The sequence below is a fragment of the Pedobacter sp. AW31-3R genome, assembly GCF_052180285.1.
Classification (GTDB): domain Bacteria; phylum Bacteroidota; class Bacteroidia; order Sphingobacteriales; family Sphingobacteriaceae; genus Pedobacter.
In genome coordinates this window covers 2,923,947-2,938,043 of record NZ_CP197475.1, presented here as the reverse complement: position 1 = coordinate 2,938,043, position 14,097 = coordinate 2,923,947, and the positions used below count along the sequence as shown (strand labels likewise).

The window sequence follows — 14,097 nt, the reverse complement described above, 5'->3', positions numbered from 1 at the left end:
TCACTAAGGCCTTTAATTTCTATTTCTCCAGTGATGCCTTTCTGTCCGACATCTCATAATCTATCCGCCCAATAATTCCTCCCTTGTCATCGTATGCAGCCCTGATTGTGGCAGGATTTTTCATGAGATCAAAGCCTATGATCAGTATATCATCTTTACGCATGTTCATACGTAGATTTTTGCAGAATACCAAAGCCTCTTCCAGGGTCATGTTACCAATATTTGAACCAAGGAACATCAGTACTTTTGGCCGATCTGACAATAACATAGCATGGTGTACCATCATAAGATATTCACCTTCCAGGCATTTTATATTTAAATCTGGCAATTCATGCAGCATGCGTATTTCTATTTCCTTTAAAATATTCCCGGAAATATCTATTGGCATATAATAGAACGGTATAGGCTGTTCCATAAGTGAACGTAACAAATGGATTGTTTTTGTGCCGTCACCAACGCCCAGTTCGATCAGATCAAATGGTTCACCAGAACCAGATACAGCTGACACCAGTCCATTCGTTTGTTCCTGAAATATTTCCATTTCACAACGGGTAAGGTAATATTCCGGGCAAGACATAATCTGCTGGAAAAGCTTATCCCCTTTGGCATCATAAAAGTATTTTGCCGGTAAATATTTTTTTTTAGCGCTCAGTCCGGTGATCACATCAGTATAGAATGTCTGAGTGGTTCCACTTTCTGAAATTGTATTTGATGCCATAGTTTTTAGGGTATCGTGATGAGCAACAAAATTGTGTAAAATCAGCTGAAACAGTCCTTGAAGAAATTTAAGATTTACCCTTAAACTATCTTAAGCATGTTTCTTAAAATAGTTTATTGGTTGTACCAAAAAGGAATGGAGACCTTTAGTCCCTGTAACATTTAAATCAATCAATTATGAAAGTAAATCAATTCATGACTGCCTTATGCCTGACATTTGGCATGATCAATTTTGCTCAGGCTCAGACTTCCGCAGCTGATATGGTAAAAGACTGGGAACGTGCGAAAGCGTACACCAAAGAATATTTGGACGCCATGCCGGAGTCTGGTTATGCCATGAAACCTACAGCGAATACACGTACGTTTGCGGCGCAAATGCTCCATCTGGCAGATACAAATTATGGATTTACCGCTTCAGCTACAGGCGCGAAAAGTCCGCTTGACATGGGAGCACTTGAAAAATCTACTGATCAGTCAAAAGCAACCGTTATAAAGAATGTACTGGCGAGTTATGACTATGTCATCGCTGGAATAAAATCTTTGACCCCAGCTCAATTGAATGAAAAAATAAAGCTCTTTGGTAAATTTGAATTGACAAGAGAAATAGTCTTTGCGAAAGATTTTGAACACCAAACTCATCAAAGAGCTCAAACCGCACCTTATTTACATCTGGCAGGTATAAAGCCACCTGCTGAAAAATTGTTCTAGCAAAAAATACCTATGGCAATTATTTCACGTAAATTGTCATTAATGATAAAGTTCACGCTATAGTACACCTGAAAAAACACTTGCCCGGAGCTAAGTCCGGACATAAAATTCACCAGCAGAAACTTTGCTAAAGGCAAAGTTTCTTAAAATATACGGGTATGAAGGCAATAGTTTTAAAACATGCAGGCGGGCCGGAAAATTTCTATATAGAGGACCGGCCTGTTCCTCAACCTAGCAGCGGATGGGCGCTCATAAAAATAAAAGCATTCGGACTGAACCGCTCGGAACTGATGACACGTAAAGGCCTATCACCTGATGTGAAATTTCCACGGGTATTGGGTATTGAATGTGTAGGTGAGGTTGAAGATGACCCTACAAGAGAATTTAGCAAAGGACAAAAGGTCGCTGCATTTATGGGTGGCATGGGAAGAGACTTTGACGGCAGTTATGCAGAATACACTTTGTTACCTAAATCTTTACTTATTCCATTTGATAGTACTTTATCCTGGCTGCAGTTAGGGGCAATCCCGGAAATGTTTCAAACTGTTTTCGGGTCACTATTTCTGGCTTTGAAGATTCAAAAGAATGAGGTGATCCTCATCAGGGGTGGCACATCTTCTGTAGGTATGCTGGCCGCACAGCTATCAAAAAACGCCGGATTGATCCTTATCTCCACTACACGAAATCCGAAAAACACAAAAATGCTGATGGAAAACGGAGCAGATCATGTGGTGATTGATGATGGCAATATTTTTCAAAAAATAAAGGCAATTTTTCCTTCCGGGGTTCACAAAGTTTTAGAGCTTATCGGGACTTCGACACTAAAGGACTCATTGTTATGCACCAGGCCCGGAGGCACGGTTTGCATGACAGGAATGCTGGCCGAACAATGGAGTTTTCCGGAATTCACTCCTATGGAAGCTATTCCCGCCACAGTAAACCTGACAGTTTACGACAGTGGACAGATCAGGATTGGAAAGTATGATTTTCAGCAATTTATTCATGCGGTAGAAAAGGGAAAAGTAAAACTAACTATCGGCGCTCAGTTTAACCTGACTGATGTTGCGGCGGCACATAATCTCATGGAAAATAATGCTGCTGCGGGAAAGATCGTAATCCTAACCTAAATCTTGCACAAAGCTGAGAATCAATTATTCCTTTTTGAAAACTCCTTCCGTATTTTACTTAAAAATTCCGGTGTTATACCCAAATATGAGGCGATCTGTGTATTTGGCAGTCGATTGGAGAGTTCCGGATATTGTTCGATAAAATGCACATAACGGTCATGTGCCGTAGAACTGATATTGGATAAAACGCGGTCCTGCAATTCTATATATTTCCGTTCGGTGATGATCCTGAAGTTCCTGTCGAATTTAGGGTAGTGAATGAATAAATGAAGCAGATCTGCTTTCCTGATCTGTAAAATCAATGAAGGCTCGATAGCTTCAATGTACAATCTGCTTGGCTTTTCACTATAAAAACTGCTAAAATCAGTCACCCAATCATTTTCTACAGCAAATTGCAGATTGTGTTCTGCCCCGTTAAGATCCACGGCATACATTCTAAAACAACCTGAAATAACGAAATTATAATGCCTGCAGATATCGTCCTGTTGCAAAATAAACTGTCGCCGTTTTACTCTTCGCTCCGAGACACGGGTTGACAAAGCTTCAGACTCCGGTTCGCTCAAAGGAAAATAGTTTTTGAAATGTGAGACCAGCGTGTTCATACTCATTGGATGAAATTATATAAGATTGTTGATTTCTATAGACTTGTTAAGCTATCTTCATTTGGTGAATGCCAAAAATATGCTGTTAAAAGTACATAGAAATTAAACTATATTAAGAAACAACCTTAAACTAGTTCAATGGTATTTCTTAAACTCTATTATTGGTAAAATATTTGTAAAGCCCGCAACTTTACACCATAAATAAATTAAAAGAATTCCAGAGCCAATGTGCCTGTCGACAGACACATTGGTTTACAATTAAATTAAAGATGATGAAAAAGAATATGCTATGGTTTGCATTTGTCTTGTCCATACAGGCGAGTATGGCTCAGGATCTGGTATGGAAAAAGAAGGTGTTCGAGCCGAAAAATGTTTCAGCTTCAATCATCAGATTGAACGGTGAGGAAGTTTTGAAAGTGGAGAGAGATTTAAAAGCTTTACCATTTGATTTGAAAAATCTGGAAAAGACAGTGGATGAACCTACTTATGTAAAGCTAAAGAACATTGACCTCACAAATGGTACAATTGAAGTAAAAATGCTGAGTCAGATTCAATCTCCATCTCCTTTCGAAGCAGCTCAGGGTTTTATAGGCCTCGCCTATCGAATAAACGAAGATGATTCCGCTTTTGAATCGATCTACCTGCGTCCGAAGGTCGGGAGATCAGATGATCAGTTTGCACGAAATCATACCGTACAATATTTTGCTTATCCTGACTTTAAGTTTAATGTCCTTCGACAAGAAGACAAGACTGCTTATGAGACTTATGCAGACGTCGCATTAAATGAATGGATTACCATACGCATAGAGATTAAGGATAGTCAGGCGACACTGTTTATCAATGGGCAACAGCACCCTTCTTTTATTGTACAAAAAATGAAGGGCAAAACTACACACGGACAGATTGGTCTTTGGGTAGACATTGCAACAATAGGCTACTTTAAAGACCTGAAAATTATAAAATCGTAAAACAATAATACATATAACCATGCCACATATTATCATTAAAACTTATCCCGACGTTTCCGAAGAACAAAAACAAAAGTTAACACAAGCAATTACTGAACAGGTGATGCACATCACTGGTAAACCCGAAACTTTTATCTCCATAGCTATCGTTGAGGTCACTGAAGAGAACTGGATGAAAGACGTTTATGAAAAAGATATTAAACCGAAACTTGACGAGCTGTATAAAAAGCCTGGTTATTAACTATCGATAAATACTACAACATATGAATGGTCACGAAGAGTCGCACGACATACAGGAAACAATTAAAGGCTTTGCCAGCACCCTTAATTCGGCAGATGCCAAATCAATCCCCTCCCACTTCAGCAACGATGCAAAGTTTATGCCCGATGGATCAGGAACAATCACAGGGGCTGGCCTTCTAAAAAAGAGCGGAGAAAAACATTTGTCAGCAACAGAATTTAAGATAAAATTCTCTGATTTCGATATTAACATTGATAACAATTATGCATTTGTGAATGCCCGCGCAGAAACCTCGCAACTTGATCCGGTAAACAATCAGAAGGTGGTTAAAAGCAGCAGGGACTTCTTTGTACTCAGGAAGACTGATCAATCCTGGAAGATCTACCGGTATATTTTTAATAATGTAAAAATTATATAAAGCCACATATGGAGAAGGAATAGCAACTATATGGCAGCCGCAGTTTTGATCATCATGATATCGATTTCGGGATTTGCGGATAAAAAAGAAGTTTTAAATCTGTCCGTGCTACATCACCAGGGAAAACTCCACGTCGTAAACCGAAAAATTACCCATAACAAGGAAACTGGTAAAGAATTTATTACTCTTGATCGAAGCGAAGGAGAAGGAGCTGTTTGCAGTATCAGATTACATTCAGTTTAACTTTGACAGGCTTGATGACCTCAAAGAAAATGTGGGTAATAAAATCGATCTGGAACAGCACAAAATCTTCAAAAGGCTCAGCGTTGTCTCTGTATGCATCTCATTACCTACATTCATCGCAGGCCTTTTTGGCATGAACTTTCAGCACATGCAGGACTTCCTTATCTATATTTCAAAAAGAAAAAATAGCTGTAAGTAACCAACCCTTTCAGAAACCACAAACATGAGTTTAGTCCTCCAAACGATACAGTTTAATTTATTAGGCAAGCCCTATGAGATCAGTCTCTGGATTGATGACCAGGAACTGGGATGAGGTGCTTTATTGCAGCAAAAAATGCAGCAGCACCAAGAGTCAGGCTGCATCCGGTAAACCCTGACCATCGAGAAAGCAGCAATTGAAAAGTTTGACGCTGTACGTGACTACCCGGAAACCCACGCAGATCATATTGAGCTTTTACAACGCCAGCGGACAGCAATTCGGGAAGCTTTGAACGAAATCCAGACCTATCATCAACGAATGATGAAACAGCAAAATTTCAGCAAATAAAATATCAGCCGCCTCAACAGCGGCTTTTTTTACACAGAAAAACAAATAATCACGTTTGCACAATCTTAATGCGGACTGGCCCCTTGATATGATCAACATCAATGGGCATTCCTTTTTGAGTAATGACTACTTGTTTTCTGCGATGCAAATTTATCGCGACATCGCGAACCTCTTCCATGTGCTTTCGCCAGTCGCCCGGAAACATCATACGGGCAATTTCTGAGGGACAGGTGCTTTTTTCCATACCCCGCTGCGTTGCGACTGATAAAATTGTTTCGGATATATCTTTATGCAAATCAGGTATCATTTAAAACGAAAAAAATGTTTGTGCGCCCATGGCCCTCCAAGGTAACACCAGAGATCCAGGCCTGTAGCCTGAACCTCAAATGGTCTAAAGCTTGCGACCCCTCATCTATCCGAACGGTTAAGATGAATACTTTTTCTGCTTCACGGATCATCCCTTCAGGCTTTTTCTATATCTTCAAGCGAGGTGTGACTCACTCCGGCCGATTTCCTGATCACCGTCAGTTCCCCGTTCAGTTCCATGACCACTGCTTCTACCTGGTCAACATCCAACATACGGAACTTTCTGATTTCCGCATAGATCTCCTCATGCGTCAGCACCTCCTTTTTCATCGCATCCTCCAGAAATTCTCCTCGGTAAAACACCATCGTCGGCGATGAATTGATCACCTTTTCCAAAGTCTTCGATTCCCTGGCCGACCAGGCCAGCAGATACTGCAAAGAAATAATGACCACCAGCGCCACCGCGCCTTCCGCCAAGGTCACTTTTGCCAGGATCATGGAAGAAAGCGTGGAGCCAAGGGTAACAGTGACCACAAAGTCAAAGGCTGTCAGTTTTGCCAGCGTTCTTTTACCGGAAATCCTGATAAACAAAAACAAGATAAAATAGGCGAGAACAGCGCAAACCGCCACATGCCAAACACTTTCCCAATCGTTAAACAACAACTCTTTCATGCCTGATTAACAGCTCAAACCCACAATTGTTACCTAGAAACCGAATATATACAATTAATATGGTACGCAAATCGCATCAACCTGGCAGACAAATCCGCATTATAGATGACCCTGAAGATAATCGGTTATCATCCCCGATCAGCATCACTGGCAATCCGGTATCCAGTAAAGTGTGCCCCTGAGCAGAAAGCCTGTCAAACTACCGATGCTTATCCTCAAACTTCTGCCCGAGGTCGTAACAAATCCTAAGGTTTTGGTTTGAGCTAAATTAATCTCCTATTGGCAAACCATATAGCCGAAAACCTGTTCATATAGCTAAGTATATATAACCTTGCATGATAAAACCAGAACGTCCCTCCTATCTGAATTTTGATGAAAAAGCCTATGCCTGGAAACCGGATATCGATTACCGAAAAGAACCGGAAAAGTACAGGGTCGGAAAAGGAGAACAGGGCGTACTGATCTGTGAACCCTATAAATCCGAGATCGGCCCGTATTGGCGGTTCAAGACTCCAGAGATTGCCATCAGAAGCAGCCAGGAGATCTATAGACTATTTTTAAAGTACCTGCAAAATGATGAATTCGTCGGTGCCGACCTGACCAGGAAATATTTGCAGATGGGTTACACCCGGGCAAGGCGCTATGCGAATTATAAAGGCGGCAAGAAATACGACAAAGAAAATGATTATCAGCAACTGGAGCGGGGAACCGGCGACTCAGAAAAAGCTGAATCAGCCAAAATCTTTTATGAGATTTGGAAAAAGGCGGAATCTCATTCAGCGTATGCTGAACAAAAGCAATCCTGGAAGAAACGATACGGATAGGCTAGCCAGTAGGTTTCAGATAGGAACCAATTTTACTCAGTACCTGGTCAATGTCAAAAGGTTTGGCTATAAAATCATTTGCTGGACACAAGGACCTATCGTGCATATGCCAGTCTGCCGACATCATTAAAATAGGCAGTCTGAATTCCGCGGTGGCTTTCAGTTCTGCACACAAATCGATCCCATTGCCATCCGGCAAACGCACATCCATCAGCAGCATATCCGGCAGGCCGTCATGCAAAGCTTCTTTAAAAGAGCAAACTGTTTCATACACTTTAACCCGGTAACCCTGATCAAACAAAACGTGGTTTAAAATACATCCGATATCTTTATCGTCTTCCAATACATAAATCTCTTTTCCCATAAATAAAATCTCATCTCAATAACCATTAACCCTTTACCCTTTACCCTTTACCCTCAAATTTTGTTTAAATAAAAATAGAATTGTTCCTGAAACTAGAGGCCGCGGTTATTGATCAGGTATTCCTTGATCTTTTCCTCATCGTCACCAACCGCTGCTCGCGCCTCATCAATCGCTGCCTGGTCAACATTGACCCTATCCAACAAACCGTCCAGCTTCGAACTGTCTGCTTCTGCTTTTTTAATTTCTTCGGGAAATGCGCTGTTTAATTCTTGCTCCATGTTCTTGTTTATCAAATGAACACCCTGTCAAAGTAAAAGTTTCCATAAAAAGACCAAACAGATATATCGCAGCAGACCACAGTACCTACTCGTGAAAACATAAAATTAAAAACCAATCCAATCATCCGCTATTTTAGACAAAAAGCACATCAACTATGGGACTATTTAAAACATCACTAGTCGGAGCCGCAGTATACGGAGTCGTGAAATACCTAACTAAAAAGGATGCTTTAGGCTATTCAAAAATGGATGAAATCAGAGAAAAAGCAGCCCGGTTTAGTTTTGGGTCAGTATCAGACAGCCAGGAATCCATCTCAGGTAAAGCAAACTCATACCCCAGGGCGGCACAATAAGAATCAAATGCCTTGGCCAGCATCTCCTGAACCCTCCAGTGCTCCTCCCCAAACACCACTTCCCTTAACGAGATCAATGCTCGCTGGTCGACCGGAGCCAACAAACCTAAAACATACGTTCCAAGCATTCTTGCCTGGTAACTTTCTCCAGTCAACATACCAATTGCGACTCCATAGTGATCCAGTACTTCAGCTGCAAAAATTTCATCACCCACAAGCATAATGTGCTTGAACCCATGTTTAATATTATTTAAACCGTCGACTATCACCTGAATATCCATGATTTTTTTTTCAAAAAAATTCAAATTCAAAAAAATGATTGGGATGATCAAACCTAAAGTCAGTACCTGATTAAGATGAATATCCGAAGTAGCGGGCATAAAAAAAGGGGAAAACGTAAACCCCAATTCTTTTTATTTTATAGTATAGATGTACAATCCTCCAAACATATATATTGCCATAGTTAAGCCGGCCATCTTTTAAGTTTTCCACACCAGCGCTACACTGCCTCTTAAGTATCCAGAACTTTTATGGTTTAATGGTGTTGTCAATGTAAACAATCATCATGAGCGAAAATAAAGATCAATCCCAGGAAGAAAAATCAGCCAGTATATTGAAAGAAGTCCACCAAGATGTGAAGGAAAATCCAGCATCTGCTTTACCTGACGATGGTCAGCCTACTGATGAAGAAGCGGCTGAACAGCAAAAAGGGAGCGATACCGATGTAGACCGGAATGTTGGTTTTGACGACCGGCCAGACGCAGAAACAACAAAAGAACAGGAAAAGGGCACAGGTTGAGCCAATGAACAATTAAGACAGCAAAACCGGACATAGGAAGTTACAGTGCCGCATTCCTAAGGGAAAAAACAGGCCATTTTCGCGTCTGGCCAAATCAATAGTAATGATTGAATCCGCCCCCACTCATTCTCTTGCAGGGAAGCATAAAGCGACGCCGCAAATTCCTCATTGGCTCCAGGGTTAAAACATCTATATGTTTCTACACCTTTCAACGTTTTTAAATTTAATGAAATTTCAAATGCTGGTTCCATAAGGTGTCAAATAAAAGAGCCGCCCGAAGGCAGCTCATAATTAACAATCTTACGCATTTTCAGCTTATTTGATTTCAATCTGGCGGCTTTGCACCTTAGCCTCTTCACGTTTCGGGATGTTGATACCCAACACGCCATTCTCATATTTGGCCTCAATGCCATTTTCATCCGCAGATTCAGGCAGCGTGAATGAACGCACAAATGAAGTGTAGCTGAATTCACGTTTATTGAAGTTACGTTCCTGTATATCATTCTGAGCAGTTTGCTCGACAGAAATACTCAGCAAATTCCTTTCCAGTGAAAGCTTAAAATCTTCTTTTTTAAGCCCAGGAGCAGCAAGTTCCACATAGTATTGATCTTTGCTCTCGCTGATGTTAGCAGCCGGAACACGACTCATCATGCGGTCTGAGAAAAATGTGTCAGTGAAAATCGAATCAAACACATCATTAAAGCCTGGCATCAAACCATTTTTTTTAACATTTCCATTTGGATTAAATTTAACCAGTGTCATAGGTCTTTCCTCCTTAAATTGATTTTTTTAATGATTAAAACTTACAATTAATTAAACTCTGAACTTCACGTTCGGAAAGGATATAGCTAACATTATGCCAACCGGATTTACCCCACATTTAGCTGAAAATTTTGCAGAAAAAATGAAAAAATTTCAGGATTTAAAATGTCAAAAATTCAGTTCAGCGTGAACATTCTCATTGGCAAGTGTTAGTATAATTGTAACACGCTTCGTGGCAACAGATAAAGATTCTAACCATTAACATTTATCACACGATATTTCTAAACGTCCTGAAAAATTTAGTAATATCTTCCGCAAAAAGAAATGGTTCTTCCATAGCTGCAAAATGACCTCCACGGGGCATCTCCGTCCAATGAACAATATTCAAATTCTTTTCAGCCCATGTTCTTGGTGGCAACAAAATATCCTTGGGAAAAAGACCGACACCAGTAGGAACACCTATTTTACTCATAGGAGACAAAGAATGTGTGTTCTCAAAGTACATTTGTACGGAAGTACCAATGGTGTTGGTTATCCAATAAATCATCACGTTTGTGATTAGTTCGTCCATGCTGTAGCTATTTTGGAGATCTTCATTACAATCACTCCAAGAACGAAATTTCTCAATAATCCAGGCAGCTAAACCTACAGGAGAATCCGAAAGACCGTAAGCTAGGGTTTGAGGTTTAGTGGATTGTATAGACATATACCCTCCTTCCTGAGCAATCCATTGCTGAGCAATCTTTTTATATTGGATTTCTTCCGCTGAAAGATTGTCTAAATCAACAGTTGTCAGCAGATCTTTGATAATTCCAACATCATTAAGGTATATTCCTAACACTAGTTCCGGATGTTGTAATGCCAAATATCGCGTAACTCCAGAACCGATGTCCCCTCCGCCCGCCGCAAATTGAGAATAGCCAAGATTTTCAGTCATCAGTTTGGCCCAAAGGTCAGCTACTTTGGAGTTATTACATCCACTGAATCCAGGAGTTGAAGAAAATCCGAATCCTGGAAGGCTGGGAATGATTAAATCGAAGGAGTCATTGGCATCACCACCAAAGCTGGCAGGGTCAGTAAGGAGAGCAATGATCTTTTTATAGCGAATAATACTATCTGGCCAACCATGTGTAAGTATGAGAGGTATAGCATTTTTACCCTTACCCTTTACGTAGATGAAATGTATATCAACGCCATCCACATTACTAGTAAATTGTGCATATTGATTTAATTCACTTTCTTGTAAACGCCAATCATAATCATTTCGCCAATAAGAAACCAGTGATTGCAAGTATCCCTTGTCAGTACCACATTCCCAATCTGAATTAGTTAAGTAACCAGGCCATTTGGTGTGATCGAGTCTATTATTTAGATCTTGTAATACTTCATCTGAAATTTCAATTTTAAACTTTTTGATTAACATAATTTAATTTTTATTTTCTGATATAAGGATATTTATTCGTCTACCTGCACTCTATGTTGTTCTTTAGGCATTCTCGATTAATTCTGTTATAAACCAGTGTTGTTTGAATAAGGTTGAAGGAGATCACCAAAGCCGGATGTATTGATTGATGTTTGAAAAACCCGCCGGTAATCAGAGGGCGTAGTCATCAAATGCCGAAGGAATATTCGTCTCATGGAAACAAGATTACCCAATCCACATTTCTCAGCAATATTCTCAATGGACATATTTGTACCTTCCAAATACTGACGGGCTGTTTCAACCCTAAGTTTTTCTATAAATTTAGCAGGTGACAGACCAGTTTGCTTATGAAAAACACGGGTAAAATTTCTAGGGCTCATATTTAAGTGCGTAGGAATGGTAACCACATCCAATGCTTGATCTAAATGTTCAGTAGCCCATTTCTGAAGACTTACGGCAATATTAGAACTTTCATATACAGGCAATAGGTTAGCGAATTGAACCTGAAATCCCGGTCGGCAAAGATAAAAAACCAACCTGCGGGCAACTTTAATAGCGATATCTCTTCCGTGATCTTCTTCTACTAACGCAAGTGCAAGATCAATCCCCGAAGATACACCACCTGAAGTATAAATGCGGCCATCACATACGTAAAATGCATTCGTGTTTACATTCACAAGCGGATACTCTCTTTTTAGCCTACCACTCAATTGCCAATGTGTGGTTGCTTTTTTTCCATCCAACAAGCCCGCTTCTGCCAAAGCAAAGGCTCCTCCGCAAACCGACCCGATCCTACGTGTATTTTTTTCATTTGCTAATGCTAACCAATTACAAAATTTATGGTAATCTGACCTTTTTATCGTTTCGAAGTCATTTCCGGCGACTATGATCGTATCCATTGGCGTTGTAATTTCCAATGCACTGAACTGGCAACCCATTTCAAGTCCCATTAAAGTATTTATTTTTTTGTTAGGCGTTGGAGATACTACTAAAACATCATAGCCTATCTTGCTCCCATTTTCCCTCAAGCAGTGGTTAGCATTGATAAATACATCTGCCGGGCCCGCAAAATCTAAAAGCATATTTCCGGACATAGCGACAATCACCACTTTTTTTATTCGTTCAGTATCAGCCATAAGGCTATTGTCAATGTGCATATGACAAATATATCAACTAAATCAATAGGCCAAAAGGACACATTCTATACAATTACGGCCATCAATCTAATCACTTCACAAATTTTAAAATATCCCCTCGTCAGATATTCAGCCTTGAGTCCAAAGCGTTCATTACATTTTAGAATTCATTGAAAAATGCCCACTCTGAGGTTGCTTAGATATACCAATGAAACTGCCCCCCCGTTCGCCACAGCAAATTATCCCCTCAGAGTTGAGATATGAAAAGAACTAAAAGTTGTTGTACAGATGAGCTCCCTGGATTGTAAGGTTTTTCCATGACGAGACACAACAGGGTTGATGAACATCAATCGCTGGATTCTGTGTATTCCTAAGAGGAAGGATCATACAAAATTTTCAGGTTATTTCCTTCCAAATACAGAAAAGGGGTTAAACGAAACTCCGGCATTGAAATAGAATGTAGGATCTGGCTTTATCTGATAAATCGGATCCCCGAAAGTATCTTCCTTCCTAAAAAACCTGCCATTTGGTGTCAGTTTCATCCCTGATTTTAGGGTAATCATGAAATATTTACCTACGGCATGTTCATAAATCAATCCCGGATTGATATCCAGCTGCCTATATTCATATTTTTGATTGGTGCCTTCCAAATTATACAAGTAGAAAGTTGTCTGGTCAAGTTCCACACCTGCAGACAATCGGCCAAGATTGTTGAGCACAAATTTCCTAAGATACATGCTCCTTGGCAGCACTACATCAGCAATTAATCCGTTATTGAATTTGTGTTCATAAGCGAATGTAGGGATAATTGGAGTCTGGGAACTGGGATCAATGTTCAGCAATAGCCCAACAGTCATTTTGGTCTTTTGATTTGCCTTTAGAAGAATTGTTCCGGTAAATATTCCCTTAACACGTTCAAGATGTTTCTCACTCCCATCAATTAGGATAGTGGAAGAGTAGAATGCGCGCTTTTTGAACAAAGTGGAAAAATAAGTGAAACTAACCGCTGAAAAAAGATAATGAAAATCTTCATGGAGTAAACTATTTTCGGTCATACCGGGCTGAACAACCTCAGCTTCAGCTGATGTTCCCCTATACCCTACCGTAGCTCCAAGGATCCAGGTTTTTCTCTTAATAAAATTAATATTTGCACTTACTTTTGTCTGTTCAAATTTCCTCACCTTACTCTCCGGAAGATTATCATTCCCCCTTTCCGATTTAAAATTGTATGGCGCAGCATGAGCGAATTCAATATTCAATGGCCTTGCAACCGCAAATCTGTCTGCAACAGATGTCACTACCCTTTTTGGTAAATTCAGACTGTCCTTATTAACTTTTGATATATCTGTATTTTGAGCAAAGAGCCCAATAGATAGGAACAGCATACTCAGTGCCGCCAATGTTTCTTTTATCATATTCATCGTGTATTAAAATACTAAACTGTACATCGGATAAAATTGTAAATGGAAAATCTTATCCTGAACTGACCGCAAAGAAATTTATAATTCCTATACACATTTCTGTTTTTATACGAAAGGGCTTAGATATTATACAAAAAATAACAGCTCCGAAATTTGGTATAAGAAAAGACTGCTTTGGTATAATTCCC

20 protein-coding genes are annotated in these 14,097 nt (G+C 39.9%); 8 read left to right on the top strand and 12 right to left on the bottom strand.

Annotated elements, in window-relative coordinates:
• Nucleotides 1-19: 19 nt before the first annotated feature.
• A complete protein-coding gene (locus ACSBL2_RS12090; RefSeq protein WP_442591957.1) occupies nucleotides 20-718 on the bottom strand; it encodes an L-histidine N(alpha)-methyltransferase in 699 nt (232 codons plus the stop codon).
• Nucleotides 719-894: 176 nt separating this feature from the next.
• On the opposite strand from ACSBL2_RS12090, the gene ACSBL2_RS12085 reads away from it, so the two are divergent.
• Nucleotides 895-1,425, top strand: coding sequence for a DinB family protein (locus ACSBL2_RS12085; RefSeq protein ID WP_442591956.1), 531 nt, complete (start codon nucleotides 895-897; stop codon nucleotides 1,423-1,425).
• Between the two features lie 158 nt (nucleotides 1,426-1,583).
• Nucleotides 1,584-2,552: a zinc-binding alcohol dehydrogenase family protein gene (locus ACSBL2_RS12080; protein WP_442591955.1), complete on the top strand. Its 969-nt coding sequence runs from the start codon at nucleotides 1,584-1,586 to the stop codon at nucleotides 2,550-2,552.
• Between the two features lie 20 nt (nucleotides 2,553-2,572).
• On the opposite strand, the gene ACSBL2_RS12075 is transcribed toward ACSBL2_RS12080, so the two are convergent.
• Nucleotides 2,573-3,160 carry a Crp/Fnr family transcriptional regulator gene (locus ACSBL2_RS12075; RefSeq protein ID WP_442591954.1) on the bottom strand — a complete coding sequence of 196 codons (588 nt, stop codon included), beginning with the start codon at nucleotides 3,158-3,160 and terminating at the stop codon, nucleotides 2,573-2,575.
• 263 nt (nucleotides 3,161-3,423) lie between these two features.
• Here ACSBL2_RS12075 and ACSBL2_RS12070 point away from each other — a divergent pair, with 263 nt between their 5' ends.
• From ACSBL2_RS12070 to ACSBL2_RS12055, 4 genes are all read left to right on the top strand, one after another.
• Nucleotides 3,424-4,122, top strand: coding sequence for a hypothetical protein (locus tag ACSBL2_RS12070; protein ID WP_442591953.1), 699 nt, complete (start codon nucleotides 3,424-3,426; stop codon nucleotides 4,120-4,122).
• Nucleotides 4,123-4,141: 19 nt separating this feature from the next.
• Nucleotides 4,142-4,363, top strand: a complete 222-nt coding sequence (locus tag ACSBL2_RS12065) for a tautomerase family protein (RefSeq protein WP_442591952.1) — start codon at nucleotides 4,142-4,144, stop codon at nucleotides 4,361-4,363.
• 22 nt (nucleotides 4,364-4,385) lie between these two features.
• Entirely contained in the window at nucleotides 4,386-4,781 is a 396-nt protein-coding gene (locus ACSBL2_RS12060; protein WP_442591951.1) for a YybH family protein, read from the top strand.
• A 187-nt stretch (nucleotides 4,782-4,968) separates the two neighbouring features.
• Nucleotides 4,969-5,223 (top strand): CorA family divalent cation transporter, encoded by a 255-nt coding sequence (locus ACSBL2_RS12055; protein WP_442591950.1) that lies wholly within the window; start codon nucleotides 4,969-4,971, stop codon nucleotides 5,221-5,223.
• A gap of 397 nt (nucleotides 5,224-5,620) precedes the next feature.
• On the opposite strand, the gene ACSBL2_RS12050 is transcribed toward ACSBL2_RS12055, so the two are convergent.
• Together ACSBL2_RS12050 and ACSBL2_RS12045 are read right to left on the bottom strand one after the other, a co-directional pair.
• Nucleotides 5,621-5,866, bottom strand: coding sequence for a DUF3253 domain-containing protein (locus ACSBL2_RS12050; protein ID WP_442591949.1), 246 nt, complete (start codon nucleotides 5,864-5,866; stop codon nucleotides 5,621-5,623).
• Between the two features lie 167 nt (nucleotides 5,867-6,033).
• The gene (locus ACSBL2_RS12045; protein ID WP_442591948.1) at nucleotides 6,034-6,549 is read right to left on the bottom strand and encodes a DUF421 domain-containing protein; all 516 of its coding nucleotides are present in this window, start codon (nucleotides 6,547-6,549) and stop codon (nucleotides 6,034-6,036) included.
• A gap of 335 nt (nucleotides 6,550-6,884) precedes the next feature.
• Between ACSBL2_RS12045 and ACSBL2_RS12040 the strand changes: the two genes are divergently transcribed.
• Entirely contained in the window at nucleotides 6,885-7,373 is a 489-nt protein-coding gene (locus tag ACSBL2_RS12040) for a DUF4385 domain-containing protein (protein ID WP_442591947.1), read from the top strand.
• A gap of 1 nt (nucleotide 7,374) precedes the next feature.
• Here ACSBL2_RS12040 and ACSBL2_RS12035 read toward each other — a convergent pair whose 3' ends face one another.
• From ACSBL2_RS12035 to ACSBL2_RS12025, 3 genes are all read right to left on the bottom strand, one after another.
• On the bottom strand, nucleotides 7,375-7,737 hold the full coding sequence (locus tag ACSBL2_RS12035) for a response regulator (protein ID WP_442591946.1): 363 nt from the start codon (nucleotides 7,735-7,737) through the stop codon (nucleotides 7,375-7,377).
• A 92-nt stretch (nucleotides 7,738-7,829) separates the two neighbouring features.
• Nucleotides 7,830-8,015: a hypothetical protein gene (locus ACSBL2_RS12030; RefSeq protein WP_442591945.1), complete on the bottom strand. Its 186-nt coding sequence runs from the start codon at nucleotides 8,013-8,015 to the stop codon at nucleotides 7,830-7,832.
• A 235-nt stretch (nucleotides 8,016-8,250) separates the two neighbouring features.
• Entirely contained in the window at nucleotides 8,251-8,649 is a 399-nt protein-coding gene (locus ACSBL2_RS12025; protein ID WP_442591944.1) for a hypothetical protein, read from the bottom strand.
• Nucleotides 8,650-8,933: 284 nt separating this feature from the next.
• Between ACSBL2_RS12025 and ACSBL2_RS12020 the strand changes: the two genes are divergently transcribed.
• Nucleotides 8,934-9,167, top strand: a complete 234-nt coding sequence (locus ACSBL2_RS12020; protein WP_442591943.1) for a hypothetical protein — start codon at nucleotides 8,934-8,936, stop codon at nucleotides 9,165-9,167.
• Nucleotides 9,168-9,223: 56 nt separating this feature from the next.
• Here the strand turns inward: ACSBL2_RS12020 and ACSBL2_RS12015 are convergent, their stop codons facing one another.
• The 5 genes from ACSBL2_RS12015 to ACSBL2_RS11995 form a co-directional block, all read right to left on the bottom strand.
• Nucleotides 9,224-9,418 (bottom strand): hypothetical protein, encoded by a 195-nt coding sequence (locus ACSBL2_RS12015; protein ID WP_442591942.1) that lies wholly within the window; start codon nucleotides 9,416-9,418, stop codon nucleotides 9,224-9,226.
• A gap of 64 nt (nucleotides 9,419-9,482) precedes the next feature.
• On the bottom strand, nucleotides 9,483-9,929 hold the full coding sequence (locus ACSBL2_RS12010) for an Hsp20/alpha crystallin family protein (protein WP_442591941.1): 447 nt from the start codon (nucleotides 9,927-9,929) through the stop codon (nucleotides 9,483-9,485).
• Between the two features lie 268 nt (nucleotides 9,930-10,197).
• Nucleotides 10,198-11,352 (bottom strand): epoxide hydrolase family protein, encoded by a 1,155-nt coding sequence (locus ACSBL2_RS12005; protein WP_442591940.1) that lies wholly within the window; start codon nucleotides 11,350-11,352, stop codon nucleotides 10,198-10,200.
• 86 nt (nucleotides 11,353-11,438) lie between these two features.
• Nucleotides 11,439-12,488 carry a GlxA family transcriptional regulator gene (locus ACSBL2_RS12000; RefSeq protein WP_442591939.1) on the bottom strand — a complete coding sequence of 350 codons (1,050 nt, stop codon included), beginning with the start codon at nucleotides 12,486-12,488 and terminating at the stop codon, nucleotides 11,439-11,441.
• A 401-nt stretch (nucleotides 12,489-12,889) separates the two neighbouring features.
• Complete coding sequence (locus ACSBL2_RS11995) at nucleotides 12,890-13,903, bottom strand: hypothetical protein (RefSeq protein ID WP_442591938.1); 1,014 nt, start codon at nucleotides 13,901-13,903, stop codon at nucleotides 12,890-12,892.
• Nucleotides 13,904-14,097 lie beyond the last annotated feature (194 nt).